We start from the raw sequence: 18,022 nt of genomic DNA, 5'->3' as shown, positions 1-18,022 counted from the left end.
CACGCCGGCGCCGGCGTTTCTCTAAAAAAACGACATTTCTTCGAAAATCTGTGTCTCGAATTGCCGGAAACGCCCGGCCTTTCAGCGCGCGAGCGCTTTCTGCTCGTCGCGGCGCGTGTTCTCCGGGCTCTTGCACAAATCCCAGATGAGGCACTTCTCGCACTCCGGCCGGCGCGCCTTGCAGATGTAGCGGCCATGCAGGATGAGCCAGTGGTGGGCGTGCCTGAGGAACTCCGGCGGCACGATTTTCTCCAGCGCCAGTTCGACGGCCAGCGGTGTTTTCCCGGGCGCGAGGCCGATGCGGTTTCCCAGCCGGAAGAGGTGGGTGTCGACGGCGATCGTCGGCTGGCCGAAGGCGATGTTCAACACCACATTCGCGGTCTTGCGGCCGACGCCCGGCAGCGTCTCGAGCGCCTCGCGATCCTGCGGGACGGCGCCGTCGAAGCGTTCGATCAGGATCTGCGACAGGGCAATGACGTTCTTCGCCTTGTTGCGGTAGAGGCCGATGGTCTTGATCGCTTCGCGCAGTCGCTCCTCGCCGAGCGCGACCATCTTTTCCGGGGTGTCGACCTCGGCGAAAAGCGGTCGCGTCGCCTTGTTGACACCAACGTCCGTCGCCTGCGCGGACAGCGCCACGGCGACGAGCAGCGTGTAGGGATTGGTGTGGAACAACTCGCCCTGCGGCTCGGGGTTTGCGGCGCGGAAGCGGGCAAAGATCGCGTGGATCTCGTCCTTGCTGTAGCGCGGTGCGCCGCGCGGCCGTGCCGCGGCCGTGCTCTTCGCAGCCGCCTTTCGAGCGGGCGCGGCGGTGGCCGATGCACGTTTTTTCGGCGCTATCGCCCGGCGGGTTTTGCCGGTTTCCGTCTGGTTCTCGCTCATCGTCCCTCTATACTGTCGCCCCATGACCAGCGGCAATCCGAAAACCGATCCGGACGCGCCCTTCTTCTCGGCGCTGCTGACGCCCTACCGGTCGCTTGGCCAGGGCGGCTTTCGCCTGCTCATGGCGATCCTGGGCGGCACATCGCTCGTCTCCGGCCTGATCTTCCTGTCGATGGGAGCCTGGCCGGTCTTCGGCTTTCTCGGGCTAGACGTGCTCGTTGTCTTTCTCGCCTTTCGCTGGAACTACCGCGCCGCGCGGGCTTTCGAGGAGGTGGCGGTCTCGCGCACCGAGGTGATCGTGCGCAAGGTCAGCAGCGCCGGCCGCGAGCAGCTCTTCCGCTTCAATCCGTTCTGGGCGCGGCTGCAGTTGAGCGAAATCGCCGACGAGGGCGTCGTGCGGATCACGCTTGTCGCCCGGGGACAGGCGGTCGACATCGGCGGCTTTCTCAATCCTGACGATCGCACCAGTTTCGCCGGCGCCCTGCGCGCGGCGCTCGCCACCGCGCGGGCCGGCGGCCCGCCGACGGGTGGGCCGCAACCGGTCGGATAGGCCTGTTTCCTCTTCAGAAAATCCGGCAGGACTGCGGGGTCGCGCCCGGGCGCACCCACATGACGCTGTTGCCGCCGCCCGACAACCGGTAGCCGCGCGCGGCATAGTCGAAGTCGACGTCGCGCGAGCGGTCGGGCAGGGTCACCGGGGACAGGCCGCGCTCGCGCACGATGGCGACATTGCGGGCGTTGTCGATGGTGACGTCCAGATAGCTGCCGCTGTCGCAATCATAGGAAAGCTGAAGCGTGTCGCCGTCGGGGGCCGGATAGGAAAGGCGGGGCGCGACGGGTGCCGGCGGCAACGGCGCCTCGGGCAGGCGTCCGCCTCCGCCACCTCCGCCGGGCCGCAGCGTCACCGTGCGGGATGCGCCGCGCGCCATGTAGATGCCGAGGCAGCGTCCGCCTAGGTTCGACACCAGCCAGGGATGCCCCTGCAGCGTGTCCTGCACCATGCGACCGCCGGGCGGCACTTCGGCCTGGCTGCGCCGGTATCCATCGAAATCGAGCCAATGGACGACGACCGGACGGCGGCGCTCGTTGAGGATGACGAGCCGTGACGGCCGGTCGCTCGCCACGGAACCGACGAAGCCTTCGTCGGCGCAGGACGGGTCGGGATAGCTGTCGGTGGGTGCGGGCCGCGAGGGTTGGCGATAGGTGGTGTCGACGCCGGCGACGTCCTGCTCGCGCGGGGCCTGCGGGGCGCAGGCCTGCTGGAAGCGACGCACCGCTCCGGCGCTGCCCGACAGTGAGATCCGGTAGGCCCAATGCCCGCCGATGCCGACGGTGAGCGTGTTGCCCCGGGCAAGCCCCTCGAAGATCGGGTCGCTGGCGGCGAGCTGGACCACGGGAACCGCGACGCCGGCCTGCGCATCCATCACCGCGCGGGCATCGTAGCGGCGGGTCACGTCGCGGGCCGCAAGGGTCACTCCAAGGGGAGCGCCGTCCGCCGCCGGCTGTCCGCTCGGCGCGAGCCGGAGCGACACCGCGTTGGAGCGACTGCGGCAGGTGGCCAGAAGCGCGGTATCATCGGTCTCGCGAACGCCGTAGACGAGGCGCCATCCCTCCGCGCCGTCGTCCTCCACATACCAGGTTTTGCCCGACTGAACCGGCAGCGCGAGGCCGTCGGAGGGAAGCGAACTGTCGTTGGGAAGACCGCCGCGCGGGCCGGCGACGAAGGTGCCGGCCGAGGTGCCTTGGTCCCGCTCGTCCGCCCTGCGATCTGCTTGCAGCTGATCGGCGGCTTGCGGGCGGTTGCCGGCGGCCTCCTGCCGGTCCGGGGCGGTGGTCGCCGGTGCTGGCGTCTTTTCCTCGTCCCCCCGGCTGCCGCGCAGGTCGCCGGATCCCTCTCCGGCGGCCGGCCGTCGCACACCTCCGGCGCGCGGCGGTGCGCTGGGCGCGGCGGTCGAGGGAACCGCCTGACGCACCGACCGCCCGGCGTCGGCCTGACGCTTCAGCGTCGCCTCGGCGTTCATGGTCACCTTCCAGTCGCCGCAGATATCGACCTTGTCCTGCAGGATACGCCCGTCCGAAAGCACCAGGCGCATGTCGCGCCGGCAATCGATCTGGCCGTCGTTCTTGGGGTTTCCGTCCACCTCGATGAAGACGCGCGCCTTTGAGCGCCGGCGCACCTGGACCGGGCTACCGTCGACGGACACCTCGCGGATCGGTGCCTCGTCGCTGGTCTCGATCATCACCAGCTTGCGTTCGATCCGCTTCTGGCCGCTGTCCTGCGCCTGCGCCAGCGCGGGAACGAGCAGGGAGGCGGTGGCAAGACCAAGGGCAAGCGCCCGGCCCGACCGTCGCGGCGTGAACGAACGTGGAAAAAGAGACATGGGCGTATCCGTCGGAAATGCGGGGCGGGCGTTGCTGCCGCTGTCGGCGGCCGGCACCCTTGCGGGGAACCGGGGCAGAGTGTCGCCTCTTTTTGACCGAAGCAAGACGCGGCATGTCCGTTGGACCTCGCAAATCGGGTGGTTGCCCGCCCGCGCCGGCGCTAGTGTTCTGCCGACAGGAGCGTAGTGCCATGACCCTTGAGCAGACCCTTTCCCCCCTCTTTCCCGACAGTGCCGAGGTGAGCGATCTCGCGCCGGAACAGGCCTGCCGCGATTATGAGATCGTGCGCAGGACACTCAGGGCGATCACGGAGAGCTGGCGGTCGCAGCCCGGTCTCGACGTGCTGGCCCGCGAGGCCGGCGTGCAGCCGATCCAGTTGCAGCGCGTGTTCTCGCGCTGGGCCGGCATCACGCCGAAGCAGTTTCTGCAGGCGATTACCCTCGACCACGCCCGCGACCTGCTGCGCCGCTCGGCGACGGTGCTGGAAACAACCTACGAGCTGGGCCTGTCCGGCCCGGCCCGGTTGCACGATCTTTTCGTCACCCATGAGGCGATGACGCCCGGCGTCTACCGCGCCCGGGGCGAAGGCGTGACGATCCGGTGGGGTTTCCACCCCTCGCCTTTCGGCAAGGCGCTGGTGATGGCGACGGAAAACGGGCTTGCCGGGCTTGCCTTCGCCGATCCGGGAGAGGAGCGCGCGGCGCTCGACGACATGATGGAACGCTGGCCGAAGGCGACCTATGTCGAGGACATGGCGGTGACCGTGCCGCTGGCGCGTCGCATCTTCAACCCCGGTGCCTGGACACCGGAAACGCCGCTGCGGGTCGTTCTCATCGGCACCGATTTCGAAATCCGCGTCTGGGAAACCCTGCTCGGCATTCCCCTCGGCCGGGCGACGACCTACTCGGCGGTCGCGGAGAAGCTGGGCAAGCCGAAGGCGGCGCGTGCCGTCGGTCGCGCCGTCGGCCGCAATCCGATTTCCTTCGTCGTACCCTGTCACCGGGTGCTTGGAAGCAGCGGCGACCTTTGCGGCTATCACTGGGGCCTGACCCGCAAGCGGGCGATCCTCGGCTGGGAGGCGGGACTGGCCGGACCCGTGCTCGAGCAGGTCTGACCCGTGCGGGCTTTCCGGCAAGGGCTTTTCGGGATCGATGAGACGGCCGGCGCCGGAGCGCCGCCCGATTTCAGTTTCGCGTCTCGCGGAGCATGCGCTTCAGGCGGTAGAGCGCCTCGAGCGCGTCGCGCGGGGTCATGTCGTCCGGGTCGAGGCCCTCGATCGCCTCGTGCAGCGGATCTGGGCCGGAGGCTGCCGCGGGAGGTGCCTGCTTCGGTGTGGCGGCCGCGGCGAAGAGTGGCAGGTCGTCGATCAGCTGTTCGCCCGGCGCGCGCCGGTCCTGCTCCTCAAGCTGCGAGAGAACCGCCCTCGCCCGCTCGATCACCGCTGGCGGCAGGCCGGCCAGTTTGGCCACCTGAATGCCGTAGGACCGATCGGCCGCACCCGGCACGATCTCGTGCAGGAAGACCACGTCGCCCTGCCATTCCTTGACCCGCACGGTGGCGTTGGAGAGCCGCGGCAGCCGGCCGGCAAGGGCTGTGAGTTCGTGATAATGGGTGGCGAACAGCGCGCGGGATCGGTTGACCTCGTGCAGGTTTTCGACCGCCGCCCAGGCGATGGACAAGCCGTCGAAGGTGGAGGTGCCACGGCCGATCTCGTCGAGGATGACCAGCGCCCGCGCGCCGGCCTGGTTGAGGATTGCCGCCGTCTCGACCATCTCGACCATGAAGGTGGAGCGCCCGCGCGCCAGATCGTCGGCCGCGCCCACCCGCGAGAACAGCCGGTCGACCACGCCGATGTGGGCGCGCGCGGCCGGCACGAAGGCACCCGTCTGGGCAAGGATCGCGATCAGTGCGTTCTGGCGCAGGAAGGTCGACTTGCCGGCCATGTTCGGACCGGTGACCAGCCAGATGTGGCCGGCCTTCTCGCCCTCGCCCGGTCCCAGCTCCGCGTCGTTGGCGACGAAGCCGTCGCCGCCGTCGCGCTTCAGCGCCTGTTCGACCACCGGATGACGCCCGCCCTCGATGGAAAAGGCGAGGCTGTCGTCGACGATGGGGCGGGTGTGGTTTTCCGCGTCCGCGAGATGGGCAAGTCCGGCGCAGACGTCGAGCACGGCCAGCCCGTCGGCGGCCCCCTTGATGGCGCTGCCCGCCGCCGTGACTTCCGCCGAAAGCTCGGCGAAAAGGGCCAGTTCCAGCGCCTGCGCGCGGCCTGCTGCATTGGCGATGCGGCTTTCCAGATCGGCAAGGTCCGGCGTGGTGAAGCGCATGGCGCCGGCCATGGTCTGGCGGTGGATGAAGCGACCGGGCTCTGCCGTCAGCTTTTCGGCATGGGCGGCCGGCACCTCGATGAACCAGCCCAGCACGTTGTTGTGCTTGATCTTCAGCGCCCGGATGCCGAATTCCTCGATCAGCGCGCCTTGCATTTGCGCGATCACCTTGCGGCTGTCGTCGCGAAGCCGGCGCAAGTCGTCGAGCTCGGGCAGGAACCCCAGGGCAACGAAACCACCGTCGCGGGGCAACAGCGGCAGGTCGTCGGCAAGCGCTGCCTTCAGTCGGTCGCGCAGGTCCGTCGGGGCATTGACGATGCCGGCGAGCGCGCCGGCGATTTCCGTGCCTTCCGCGCTCGGGTCGGCGAAGAGATCGGCGATGTCGGCGGCCGCCGACAGCCCGTCGGCAAGCGCGGCGAGATCGCGCGGACCGCCGCGCTCCAGCGCGATGCGCGACAGGGCGCGGGCCATGTCCGGCACCGCCTTCAGCCGCTCGCGCAGCCGCTCGCGCAGGTAGGTGTCGTCGAACAGGCGCGCCACCGCGTCGGCGCGCGCACGGATTTCCTCGACGTCGGTGAGCGGGCTTGCCAGCCGGGTCGCCAGCAGGCGGGAGCCGGCACCGGAAACGGTGCGGTCGACGACGGACAGAAGCGATCCGGCGCGCTCGCCGGAAAGGGTGCGCATCAGCTCCAGGTTCGCCCGTGTCGCCGGGTCGATGAGCATGCGCGCCGTCTCGCCCTCATGCGCCGGCGGATCGAGCGGCGGGCGGTCGCCGTACTGGGTACGCTCCACATAGGCGATGGCCGCCGCCGCTGCCGTCAGCTCGGCGCGGGAAAAGCGGCCGAAGGCCTCCGCCGTCGCTACTCCGTAGTAGCGCGCCAGACGGTCGGCCGCCGTCGCCCCGTCGAAGAGGCTCCTGGGCACCGGCGACAGCGCCGCTGGCGTGTCTTTCAGGAGAGGCCGCAGATGCGCGTCGTCGAGCAGCGCGTCGGCGACGACGATCTCGCGCGGGTCGATACGGGCGAGATCGGCGGCAAGCCGCCCGCCCTCGCTCGTCGCCACCCGGAAGGTGCCGGTCGAGATGTCGACCCAGGCAAGCCCGAAGACCTCGCCCTCGCCGAGCGAGCCGCCGCGCGCCCGGTGCAGGGTCAGCAGGAAGTTGTTGCGCGCCGCCTCGAGCAGCCGCTCCTCGGTCAGGGTGCCCGGCGTGACAAGGCGGATCACCTCGCGCCGCACCACCGACTTGGAGCCGCGCTTCTTCGCCTCGGCCGGATCCTCGGTCTGCTCGCAAACGGCGACGCGGAAGCCGAGCCCGATGAGTTTCTGCAGGTAGTCGTCGGCGGCATGGACCGGCACGCCGCACATGGGGATGTCCTCGCCCAGGTGCTTGCCGCGCTTGGTCAGCGTGATGCCGAGCGCCCGCGAGGCCTGCTCCGCGTCGTGGAAGAACATCTCGTAGAAGTCGCCCATCCGGTAGAACAGCAGGCAGTCCGGATTGGCGGTCTTGATCTCGATGTACTGCGCCATCATCGGCGTCATGCCGGACGGATCGGGCGCGGGCGCGCCGTGCGCTGCTCCGGCGTCCTTGCCGTTCCTGGCGGTGCTGGGTGTTTCGGCTGTCTCGACCATCGGGCAGACCCTAATTCGCGCGCGGCCCCCCGGAAACCGAAATCTCGGCCCGGGATCACCTTGGATCCTGGCGAAACTGCTTAGCAAAAGAGTTCAGTGCTTTCCGGCCCGGTGACGGCGCGGGCAGCTTGAGTGCCGAATTTTCCGGGGATAAGGTCTTCGTCCGCCGGTCGCCGGCGGCAAGGCCTTAGGGAAGGGAGCGAAATGCCGACGACGGACAAGACGGGTAAGAGCAACGTCAGTTTCACCGAGCAGGAGGCGCTGCAATTCCACCAGCAGGGCCGGCCCGGTAAATTCGAGATCTCGCCCACCAAGCCGATGGCGACCCAGCGCGACCTGTCGCTGGCCTATTCGCCCGGCGTAGCCGTGCCGGTGCGCGCCATCGCCGAGGACCCCTCGCGCGCCTTCGACTACACCACGCGGGGCAATCTCGTCGCCGTCATCACCAACGGAACCGCCATTCTCGGCCTTGGAAACCTCGGCGCGCTGGCCGCCAAGCCGGTGATGGAGGGCAAGGCCGTGCTCTTCAAGCGCTTCGCCGATGTGGATTCCATCGACCTGGAGGTCGATACCGAAGACGTCGACGCCTTCGTCAATTCGGTGCGCTACCTGGGCCCGTCCTTCGGCGGCATCAACCTTGAAGACATCAAGGCGCCGGAATGCTTCATGATCGAGAGCCGCCTGCGCGAGCTCATGGACATTCCCGTCTTCCACGACGACCAGCACGGCACGGCGATCATCGCGGTGGCGGGCCTGATCAACGCGCTGCATCTGACCGGGCGCGATATCAAGGACACCCGCATCGTCTGCAACGGCGCTGGCGCGGCCGGCATCGCCTGCATCGAGCTGGCCAAGGCGCTGGGCGTGCCGCATGACAACGTCCTGCTGTGTGACACCAAGGGCGTGATCTACAAGGGCCGCACCGAGGGCATGAACCAGTGGAAGTCCGCCCACGCGGTGGAGACCAAGGCGCGCAGCCTGCATGACGCGCTGAAGGGGGCCGACGTCTTCCTCGGCGTCTCGGTCAAGGGCGCGCTCACCGACGACATGCTGAAGGAGATGGCGCCGAACCCGATCATCTTCGCCATGGCCAATCCGGATCCGGAGATCACCCCGGAGGAAGCCCATGCGGTGCGCGACGACGCCATCGTCGCCACCGGCCGGTCCGATTATCCCAACCAGGTCAACAACGTCCTCGGCTTTCCCTATATCTTCCGCGGCGCGCTCGACGTACAGGCGACGGAGATCAACGAGGCGATGAAGATCGCCTGTGCCGAGGCGTTGGCCGCCCTCGCCCGCGAGGAGGTGCCCGACGAGGTCGCCGCCGCCTATCGCGGCACACGGCCGAAGTTTGGCCGCGAATACATCATCCCGGTGCCTTTTGATCCCCGCCTGATCTCCGCCATTCCGCCGGCGGTCGCCCGCGCGGCGATGGAGACCGGCGTGGCGCGGCGGCCGATCGTCGACATGGACCGCTACCGCGAGCAGCTCTCCGCCCGCCGCGATCCGGTCGCCGGCACGCTCCAGCGCATCTTCTCCAAGGTGCGCCAGCAGCCCAAGCGCGTGGTCTTCGCGGAGGGCGAGGAGGAGCCGGTGGTGCGCGCCGCGGCGAGCTTCGTCCAGCAGGGGCTTGGCGAGGCGATCCTCATCGGCCGCGAGGACGAGGTGCGCAACGTCGCCCATGGCGCCGGCATCGATCTGGAGCGTGGCGGTATCACCATCCTCAACGCGCGGCTGTCGAACCGCAATTCCGATTACGCCGACTTCCTCTACTCGCGGCTTCAGCGGCACGGTTACCTGCACCGCGACTGTCAGCGGCTGGTCAACAACGACCGCAACTACTGGGGCGCGATCATGGTGGCGCGCGGCGATGCCGACGCCATGGTGACGGGCCTGACGCGCAACTATTCCGTCGCCCTCGACACCGTGCGCAGCTGCATCGACACCAAGCCCGGCCACAGGGTCATTGGCGTGTCGCTGGCGCTGTGCCGGGGCCGCACGGTGCTCGTCGCCGACACGGCGGTGATCGACATGCCGACCTCGGAGGAGCTTGCCGATATCGCCGAGGAGGCGGCCCACGTCGCCCGCCGGCTCGGCTACGAGCCGCGTATCGCCATGCTTGCCTATTCCACCTTCGGCCATCCGCGCGGGGAGCGTTCGGAGAAGGTGATCGAGGCGGTGAAGATCCTCGACCGGCGGCGCGTCGACTTCGAATATGACGGCGAGATGGGCGCGGATGTCGCCCTCAACATGGACAAGATGGCGGCCTATCCGTTCTGTCGCCTGACGGCCCCGGCCAATGTGCTCGTCATGCCGGCGTTCCACTCCGCCTCGATCTCGACCAAGATGCTGCAGGAGCTCGGCGGCTCGACGGTGATCGGCCCGCTGCTCGTCGGCCTCGACAAGCCGGTGCAGATCCTGCCCATCGGGGCCAAGGACAGCGACATCGTCAACATGGCGGCCATCGCCGCCTACAACGTGACGTGAGGCAGGAAGGCGCCATGAGCGGTCTCGTCAAGATCTGCGGCCTCTCCGAGGAGGTCACGCTTCAGGCCGCGCTGGACGCAGGGGCCGACATGATCGGCCTCGTCTTCTTCGAAAAGAGCCCGCGCCACGTCTCCCTGGAGACGGCGGCGCGGCTTGCCGGGCTGGCGCGCGGCAAGGCGGAAGTGGTGGCGCTCACCGTTGATGCGCCCGACGCGCTGCTTGATCGCATCGTCGCCGAGGTTGGCCCCGACTGGCTGCAGCTTCACGGCCGAGAGACGCCGGAGCGGGCAGCCGCCATCGCCGCGCGGTACGGCCGCAAGGTCATGAAGGCGCTGGGCATCTCCCGGACGGCTGACATTGCCGCCGCGGCGCCCTATGTGCCTCATGTCGACCGTCTTCTCTTCGACGCCAAGCCGCCGAAGGGGGGCGAGGTTCCCGGCGGCAATGGCGTCAGCTTCGACTGGCGGCTTCTCAAGGATCTTGACCTCGGGCTGCCCCTCATGCTTTCCGGGGGGCTCGACGCGGACAATGTGGCGCAGGCCATCCGCATCGGCGGGATTTTCGACGTCGACGTTTCCTCCGGCGTGGAGCGGGAACGCGGCGTCAAGGACACAGACCTCATCCGGGCGTTCGTCGCGGCGGCGCGCGGCGCAACACGGGCGGCCTGAAGGGCCGCCGAACAGGGACCGAAAGCATGACGATCCAGCTGAACAGCTACCGCACCGGGCCGGACGAGCGCGGGCACTTCGGCATTTTCGGCGGGCGTTACGTCGCCGAGACCCTGATGCCGCTGATCCTCGATCTCGAGCAGGCCTACAAGGACGCGAAGGCCGACCCGGCCTATCAGGCCGAGATCGATGATCTCAACGCCCATTACACCGGCCGCCCCTCGCCGCTCTATTTCGCCGAGCGGCTGACGGAGGAGCTCGGTGGCGCGAAGATCTACTTCAAGCGCGACGAGCTCAACCACACCGGCAGCCACAAGATCAACAACTGTCTCGGGCAGATCCTGCTTGCCAAGCGCATGGGCAAGACGCGCATCATCGCCGAGACCGGCGCCGGCCAGCACGGCGTGGCGACGGCGACCGTCTGCGCCCGCTTCGGCCTGCCCTGCGTCGTCTACATGGGCGCCACCGATGTGGAGCGGCAGAAGCCGAACGTTTTTCGCATGAAGCTTCTGGGCGCCGAGATCGTGCCGGTCACGGCCGGAGCCGGCACGCTCAAGGACGCGATGAACGAGGCGTTGCGCGACTGGGTGACCAATGTCTCCGACACCTATTACCTGATCGGCACCGCCGCCGGCCCGCACCCCTATCCCGAGATGGTGCGCGACTTTCAGTCGGTGATCGGCACGGAGACGCGCGAGCAGATCCTCGCGGCCGAGGGCCGGCTGCCGGACGCCATCGTCGCCGCCGTCGGCGGCGGTTCCAACGCCATCGGCCTGTTTCATCCGTTCCTCGACGATGACAGCGTCAAGATCTACGGCGTCGAGGCTGGCGGCCACGGTCTGGAGGGCAACGAGCATTGCGCCTCGATCAACGCCGGCAAGCCGGGCGTGCTGCACGGCAACCGCACCTATCTGCTGCAGGACGATGACGGCCAGATCCTCGAGGGCCATTCGATCTCCGCCGGTCTCGACTATCCGGGCATCGGGCCGGAGCATTCCTGGCTGAAGGACACCGGCCGCGTCGACTATGTGCCGATTACCGACACGGAGGCGCTCGACGCCTTCCAGCTCCTGACCCGCGTCGAGGGCATCATTCCGGCGCTGGAGCCGGCCCATGCGCTTGCCCAGGTCATCAAGCTGGCGCCGCAGATGGGCAAGGACCAGATCCTGGTCATGAACCTGTGCGGGCGCGGCGACAAGGACGTCTTCACCGTCGGCAAGATCCTCGGCTACGACCTGTAACAGCGTGGCCCCCGCGCGGCGCGCCCATGCACCGCGCGGGGGCGGCTCCCCTGGCCCAGGGGGTGCGGTGGCACGACGGCTCTCAGTACCGCGTGTGCGATCCAGGCTGTATTGGTTCAGAAAACGGTCGCGCCGTCCCGCTTCCAGCGACCTGGCGGCGCCTCGCACGGACGGCGCGCCCGTTGCCCGCCCGTCCCATGGCGTCCACAAGTGCACCACGCCATTTGCCCTGGGCGCGGGCTGCGGGACAAAAACCGTTGCCTCGCCCCGGCGGATCAGATATCGGTTCGACAATTCGCCGCGTCACGCAGGCAAGGCACCCGTAGCTCAGCTGGATAGAGCGCTGCCCTCCGAAGGCAGAGGTCACAGGTTCGAATCCTGTCGGGTGCGCCAAATACCGCCGATTCCACGCTACAGCCCGATCAATTTTGAAGGCCAGCAAACGGCAACTCCCGACCCCATTGCGGTCGTTAGTGTCGGCGATCATCAGTCCTGAAACCGGAAATCACGAGCTGCAGTGGTTGTCATAGCTTTCTCTTCAACGAGAAGCCAACAGACACCGTACATCCATTGTCATAGCTTCGGACCAGGCCAGCGGTTATTTGGAAATAGTGTTTCGATGATCGCAGATAAGGAAAGAACCGCCCTGTCATCGAGGTGACGGCCCATGATTTGCAAGCCAATCGGGCGGCCGTCATTTGTGAAACCGATCGGAACTGAGGCCGCAGGTTGACCCGTAAAGTTTGCGAGCGCCGAGAATGGAACCCACGCTGACGGAGGAAGAGCTTGCCCCGCTATTTCTGCCGGGCCGTCTGTATCTATCGGAAACGCCGCGGTTGCGGTTGCCGGCGTTAGCAGAAAATCAAAGTCGGCCATGAACTTGGTGGTAATATTGACAACCCGCTTCCGCTCCAAAAGTGCGGCAGTGAATTGGTCCGCGCTCCACTTGCGTTCAAGGATACTCCCTATCCAGCCATCCAATCGGATGCCTTGCTCGGCGGCCATGGCCTTGAGCCCCGCGCGATCCGTCTCCAGCGCAACGAGGGTGTCCAGTAGGCCTTCCGTGTTCCCGACGGCCGGATAAGCGCAGACAATGCTGCCAATGATCTTCTCCAGTTCCCGGATTATATTTTCGAAGACCGCACGTACTTCGGGATCGACGGGCGCAAAACCGAGGTCATGCGTATATGCGATACGGACATCTTTCATCGTTTCCATGCCATCCAAAGCCCAATCGCTGACACTCGATGGAATCGAATGCCTGTCATAAGGGCTAGGGCCGCTGATGACAGATAAGGCCAGAGCGGCATCCGCCGCGTTTCGGGTCAATGGGCCGATGTGCTCCAGCGACTCCCAACTGGATTGGCCAGGATAGCGTTCGTCGCGACACCCTGGATAGAGCGGTACACGCCCCCAGGACGGTTTCATGCCGAAGATGCCAGACAGCGACGCGGGGATTCGTATTGACCCGCCGCCATCACTCCCCAGGGCCAACGGAACCATCCGTGCGGCGATAGCAGCGGCCGAGCCGGCACTGGAGCCGCCCGGGGTCAGAGCCGTGTTCCATGGGTTCCGTGTCGTAGGGAAAAGGTGATTGTGGCCGACAGCGCCGTAGCCAAATTCAGAGGCATTCGTTTTGCCGACAATGATCGCATCCGCCGCTCTGAGGCGTTCGATAACGATATCATCCTGATCGGGCACAAAATTGCCATACAGACGCGAACCAAACGTAGTGCGTAGGCCTCGGGTGCATATCAGGTCCTTAACAGCCACGGGAACACCTGCCAGCGGTCCCACGGGCAATCCAGCAGCAAGGCGGCGATCGACGTCCTCTGCCTGAGCAATTGCCGTTTCGTCTAAGGTGCAGAAGGCATGTAGATCGCGGTCAAGCTCTCTAATACGGGACATAGTTGCCTCAGCAACTGCGCGCGCAGTCCACTGTCGCTCGATGAGCGCTTTCGATAGCTGTGTTAAATCAAGCTCCAACGGCGACTGATTAGGCATGTCCGATCCGATTCCAGAAATACGAGTGATTCACCTGTTGGGCTGCAATAGACGGCTTCTAGCGTCCGCTTATGAAATTTCCGGCCTGAAAGCGGACTGTCCACTTTCCACCTAATAGGAACCATTCACTCGTGCCTCAATTTAGAGGGCCATAGCGTAAACGTAGTTGTCATCTGCAACAGGTGCGAAACACCATAGAATCCATGAAAATCAATTTCTTATGTAAGATTTCCTTGTGACCAATTCGGGCTCACGATTTTCTGGCACCCATTTGGCTCATCCGTCACAGAACGGGAGCGATCCAACTGGAAACTATCCGCGAAAAGCCCCTTTTCAGTGGTCGGTCCAGATCAGGCGAACAGACCAACCTCAAATCGAGAGCATTTCAGGGGAGCTGGTCACTGTCGAAGTGAGGCTGGTCGCCAAGATCAATCGGTTTTGGTCGGTTCCTCTCGACCTGTCCCGGCCTTCCTGAGCAGGGCGTCGAGGGCGGTGCGGTCGGCGGTGTCGAGTGGGGCGAGGAGGCGGGCCTGGGTCTCGACGTGGTCCGATACGGCGGCCTCGATGCGATGGAAACCTTCCGGCGTCAGTGAGACGACGAAGCCGCGGCCATCCTGCGGATTGGGCTTGCGGACGACCAGGCCGGCCCGTTCCAGCCGGTCGATGCGGTTGGTCACCGTGCCTGACGTCACCATGGTCGCGTCCATCAGCGCGCCCGGCGAGAGCGCGTAAGGGGGCCCCGACCGGCGCAGGGTGGCGAGCAGGTCGAAGCTCGCCTGGTTGAGCCCGTGGCGGGCAAAGGTTGCATCCATCTCGCGGGAGAAGGCGCGCACGAGGCGTCCAAGGCGGCCGATGATGGCCATCGGTCCGGCGTCGAGATCGGGGCGTTCCCGGGTCCATTGATCAATGATGCGGTCGACATGATCCATGATCGACATATCGCCGGAGTTTTATCTTGACGTCAAGATTTATGGTCATATCTTGACGTCAAGATAAATGGAGATCGGCCATGAGCCCACGTCTGGACCTTCTGCTGACGGCGCTTGCCCCCGCGATCTGGGGCAGCTCCTATTATGTCGCCACGACCTATCTGCCCGGCTGGCATCCGCTGCTGGTGGCGTTGCTGCGCGCCCTGCCGGCGGGCCTGCTGCTGCTGGTCATCGTCGGGCAGTTGCCCCGCGGGGCGTGGTGGGGGCGGGTGTTCCTGCTCGGCGCGTTGAATTTCTCGGTCTTCTGGGTGCTGCTCTTCGTCGCCGCCTACCGGTTGCCCGGTGGCGTTGCGGCGACGGTGGGCGCGATCCAGCCGCTGCTGGTGGTGCTGCTGTCGCGGCCGCTTCTCGGCACGCCAATCGCCATGATGGCGGTGCTTGCCGCTCTTGCCGGCATCGGCGGCGTTGCCATGCTGATCCTGACACCGGGCGCGGAGCTCGATCCGCTCGGCCTCGCGGCCGGCCTTGGCGGGGCGGTGTCGATGGCTTTCGGCACGGTGCTCTCGCGCCGCTGGCAACCGCCGGCCGGCCCGCTCACATTCACCGCCTGGCAGCTCGCCGCCGGCGGCGTCCTGCTGCTGCCGGTGGCGCTCCTGCTTGCGCCCATGCCGCAGACTGTCGACCTCGGCAATCTCGCCGGCCTTGCCTATCTCGGTCTGATCGGCGCGGCGCTCACCTATCTCGTGTGGTTTCGCGGAATTTCCCGGCTCGAGCCCTCGGTCATCGCGCCGCTCGGCTTCCTGAGCCCGGTGACCGCCGTCGTGCTTGGCTGGGCGCTGGTCGGCGAGACGCTCTCGCCGATGCAGATGGCGGGCGTTCTCGTCATCTTCGCCAGCATCATCGCAGGTCAGCGGGCACAGGCAGCGCGTGCGAAACGGGCTCTCGCGGCCACGCAGCTGGCGGTGCGCTAGGCCCTTGAAACGGCCGGCTCCCGGAAACCGGCGAGCCGGCCGTCTGTGCTGGCCAGCCGCCGCTCAGGCGTGCGGGATCGCCACGACGGCGCCGGACGCCGTCTCGACACCATTGACGAGAAGCCGCCGCGTCTCGCCTTGAGGCAGCAGGATGGTCGCCTCCGTGAAGCCCGGGCGGTGACCGCCCTGACGGGAGATCTGGAGCTCTACGCATTCGTCGTCGCCGGAAAGCGCCAGCCGGGTCAGCGCGTGGCGGGCGGCAAGTGCATCGGCGGCGAACCCGTCGTCGGCGTATTCGAGGCTCTCCTGCGTGTCCGCGCAAGGGCGCTGCGGGAAGACCATGTAGCTGCGGCGGGTGTCGCGCGCCGCATTGGCGCGCGTGAGACCCTCGGCAAGGGGCAGCACTGCCCCGGCCCGCACGAAGAGCGGCATCGAGGCGAGGTCGACCGGCAGGTCGACGGTCTGTCCGCCCGCATGATGGCACCCGGTGTGGAAGTTCCACCAGCCGGCACCGTTCTCGGGCAGGTAGACGCGGCGGCTGCGCGCGCCTTCCTCCACGACGCTCGCCACCAGAAGGTCGCGGCCGATCAGGAAGTCGTCGGTTTCCGCGAAGGTCGCCGCATCGTGCCCGTGGTCGAGGAATGTCGGCCGCAGCATTGGCTCATCCTCGACAACCGCCCGGTAGAGCGCGGTGTAGAGATAGGGCAGCAGCCGGTAGCGCAGGCGGATGGCATCGCGGATGTGATGCGTGACCTCGGGATACATCCAGGGTTCGTTGACCGTGCGGTCGTCGTTCCAGGAGTGGATCGTGAAGCGTGGATGGAAGACGCCGTTCTGCACCCAGCGCACGAAAAGCTCCGGCCCCGGCTTCGGCCCGGCGAAACCGCCGACATCGTGGCCGATGTTGTAGAGGCCCGAAAGCGACATGCCGAGGCCCATGCGGATGTTGTAGCGCAGCGTCGCCCAGTTGGTGCGGTTGTCGCCCGACCAGGTCTGCGCGTAGCGCTGCAGCCCCGGCGCGCCGGAGCGCGAGATCAGATAGGGGCGGCTGTCGGGCGCATGGGCGCGCTGCGCCTCGTGGCTTGCCCGCGTCATCAGCACCGGCATCAGCGGCCGGATGAGGCCGACCGGGATTTCGCGGCCGAAACCGTTGCAGCGTGCGCCGGCGTCCCAGATCTCATACTCGTTGTTGTCGTTCCAGGTCGAGCCGATGCCGTTTTCGAGCAGCTTTGCCGTTACGTTCTCCTGCCACCAGCGCACCGTCGCCGGATTGGTGAAGTCGAGATGCGAGCCTTCGTCGTCCCAGAAGGAGGAGCGCTCGGGTGCGTCTGTCTCGCTGTCGCGCACGAACAGTCCGGCCTGTGCCGCTTCGTCGTAGCGCGGGTGGTCCTGCAACAGGCAGGGCTTGATGTTGGCGGCAAGATGCAGGCCGGCATCGGCGAAACGGGCCGACATCGCCTTCGGATCCGGCACCTTCTCGTGGTTCCAGTTGAACACGTAGCGCTTGTCGCCGATCGAGGTGTAGCCGGAGGAAAGCTGGAAGCTGTCGCAGGGGATGTCGTGCTGTCCGACAAGCCGGACAAAGCCCTCCAGCTGCTCCTGCGCGTTCGGTGCGTCGGTGTAATGCATGGTGGAGCCGGAATAGCCGAGGCTCCAGAGCGGCGGGAAGGCGGTGCCGCCGGTGAGGCGGACATGGCGCTTGACGACGCCGAGCAGCTCCGGCGCCCAGCTCATGTAATAGTCGAGATCTCCGTCGCCGGCGCGATAGGCGCGATAGGGCCGGTGATAGTTGTCGAGCTCGTTGCCCAGGTCGAACCAGCAGCTCGCCAGATTGTCGTAAAACAGGCCATAGGCGCCGGCCTCCGGCGTCAGCGTCAGCGTTAGGGGGATGTGTTTGTAGAGCGGATCGGTGGCGCTGGCGTCATAGCCCATGGCGTCGAGATTGCGCATCTCGTAGCGTTGCCCCGAACGCTCCAGCTTGCCGGCCTTCTCGCCGAGCCCGTAAATCCGCTCACCCGGATGGCGCAGCAGGAAGTGGGCGTGGGCGTGGTCCCTGACGCCGAGCATGTAGGCCCCGGTGGGACGTTCCTCGGCGAAGCGGCGGAAGCTGCCGTCGGCCTGGCGCGCCGACCAGGCGAGGGTCAGCGGGGCATCGATCTCCAGGCGCAGCGTATCGCTTTCCAGCACGAGGCGGTCCTCGCCCTCCTCCAGGCTGAAGGCGGGACAGGAGAAGCCGGAAAGGTCGAGCCGCTCTCGCCCCTCCCAGGCGACATCCGCCCCGCCCCCGGCAAGTTCCGGTGCGATCGACCAGGTGCGCGACTGGCGGAAGGCGCCGTCCTTGCGCAGCACCACGCGCCACAGCGTGTCCTCGAGAACGAATACGGACAGGATGTGGCGGTCGTCGACGCGCAGTTCGATCCCGGCGTCGAGACGGGCGGCAAGGCGGAAGGTCTTCAGCGTTTTCATGGCGAACCCGGGAGATTGTCAAAGTGGCGGCGGACATTCGCC

The 18,022-nt window shown here is 66.9% G+C and carries 12 protein-coding genes and 1 tRNA gene; 7 read left to right on the top strand and 6 right to left on the bottom strand.

All coding sequences use genetic code 11. From position 1 onward, the window contains the following. Window positions 1-81 precede the first annotated feature (81 nt). Window positions 82-879, bottom strand: coding sequence for an endonuclease III (gene nth, locus ACN0WF_RS03310; RefSeq protein ID WP_417771355.1), 798 nt, complete (start codon window positions 877-879; stop codon window positions 82-84). Window positions 880-901: 22 nt separating this feature from the next. On the opposite strand from nth, the gene ACN0WF_RS03305 reads away from it, so the two are divergent. Further along, on the top strand, window positions 902-1,429 hold the full coding sequence (locus ACN0WF_RS03305; RefSeq protein ID WP_417771354.1) for a DUF2244 domain-containing protein: 528 nt from the start codon (window positions 902-904) through the stop codon (window positions 1,427-1,429). Window positions 1,430-1,442: 13 nt separating this feature from the next. On the opposite strand, the gene ACN0WF_RS03300 is transcribed toward ACN0WF_RS03305, so the two are convergent. Further along, window positions 1,443-3,260: a hypothetical protein gene (locus ACN0WF_RS03300; protein WP_417771353.1), complete on the bottom strand. Its 1,818-nt coding sequence runs from the start codon at window positions 3,258-3,260 to the stop codon at window positions 1,443-1,445. A 191-nt stretch (window positions 3,261-3,451) separates the two neighbouring features. Between ACN0WF_RS03300 and ACN0WF_RS03295 the strand changes: the two genes are divergently transcribed. Beyond that, window positions 3,452-4,375 (top strand): methylated-DNA--[protein]-cysteine S-methyltransferase, encoded by a 924-nt coding sequence (locus ACN0WF_RS03295; protein WP_417771352.1) that lies wholly within the window; start codon window positions 3,452-3,454, stop codon window positions 4,373-4,375. 70 nt (window positions 4,376-4,445) lie between these two features. Here ACN0WF_RS03295 and mutS read toward each other — a convergent pair whose 3' ends face one another. After that, window positions 4,446-7,112: a DNA mismatch repair protein MutS gene (mutS, locus tag ACN0WF_RS03290; protein ID WP_417771706.1), complete on the bottom strand. Its 2,667-nt coding sequence runs from the start codon at window positions 7,110-7,112 to the stop codon at window positions 4,446-4,448. Window positions 7,113-7,418: 306 nt separating this feature from the next. Here mutS and ACN0WF_RS03285 point away from each other — a divergent pair, with 306 nt between their 5' ends. The 4 genes from ACN0WF_RS03285 to ACN0WF_RS03270 all read left to right on the top strand — a co-directional run bounded on the left by ACN0WF_RS03285 (window position 7,419) and on the right by ACN0WF_RS03270 (window position 12,003). After that, a complete protein-coding gene (locus tag ACN0WF_RS03285) occupies window positions 7,419-9,701 on the top strand; it encodes an NADP-dependent malic enzyme (RefSeq protein WP_417771351.1) in 2,283 nt (760 codons plus the stop codon). A 14-nt stretch (window positions 9,702-9,715) separates the two neighbouring features. Continuing rightward, a complete protein-coding gene (locus ACN0WF_RS03280; protein ID WP_417771350.1) occupies window positions 9,716-10,369 on the top strand; it encodes a phosphoribosylanthranilate isomerase in 654 nt (217 codons plus the stop codon). A 26-nt stretch (window positions 10,370-10,395) separates the two neighbouring features. Next, complete coding sequence (gene trpB / locus ACN0WF_RS03275; RefSeq protein ID WP_417771349.1) at window positions 10,396-11,610, top strand: tryptophan synthase subunit beta; 1,215 nt, start codon at window positions 10,396-10,398, stop codon at window positions 11,608-11,610. A gap of 316 nt (window positions 11,611-11,926) precedes the next feature. Beyond that, a tRNA-Arg gene (locus ACN0WF_RS03270) sits at window positions 11,927-12,003 on the top strand. A 180-nt stretch (window positions 12,004-12,183) separates the two neighbouring features. Here ACN0WF_RS03270 and ACN0WF_RS03265 read toward each other — a convergent pair. Together ACN0WF_RS03265 and ACN0WF_RS03260 are read right to left on the bottom strand one after the other, a co-directional pair. Continuing rightward, the gene (locus ACN0WF_RS03265; protein ID WP_417771348.1) at window positions 12,184-13,614 is read right to left on the bottom strand and encodes an amidase; all 1,431 of its coding nucleotides are present in this window, start codon (window positions 13,612-13,614) and stop codon (window positions 12,184-12,186) included. A 428-nt stretch (window positions 13,615-14,042) separates the two neighbouring features. Beyond that, window positions 14,043-14,543, bottom strand: a complete 501-nt coding sequence (locus ACN0WF_RS03260) for a MarR family winged helix-turn-helix transcriptional regulator (protein WP_417771347.1) — start codon at window positions 14,541-14,543, stop codon at window positions 14,043-14,045. Window positions 14,544-14,623: 80 nt separating this feature from the next. Between ACN0WF_RS03260 and ACN0WF_RS03255 the strand changes: the two genes are divergently transcribed. Beyond that, entirely contained in the window at window positions 14,624-15,514 is an 891-nt protein-coding gene (locus ACN0WF_RS03255; RefSeq protein ID WP_417771346.1) for an EamA family transporter, read from the top strand. Between the two features lie 63 nt (window positions 15,515-15,577). On the opposite strand, the gene ACN0WF_RS03250 is transcribed toward ACN0WF_RS03255, so the two are convergent. Then, window positions 15,578-17,980, bottom strand: a complete 2,403-nt coding sequence (locus ACN0WF_RS03250; protein WP_417771345.1) for a TIM-barrel domain-containing protein — start codon at window positions 17,978-17,980, stop codon at window positions 15,578-15,580. Window positions 17,981-18,022: the final 42 nt, after the last annotated feature.

The sequence above is a fragment of the Stappia sp. genome (assembly GCF_048268045.1).
GTDB lineage: Bacteria > Pseudomonadota > Alphaproteobacteria > Rhizobiales > Stappiaceae > Stappia.
Note: the sequence above shows the minus strand (reverse complement) of the source record. Positions and strands in the feature narration are given on the sequence as shown.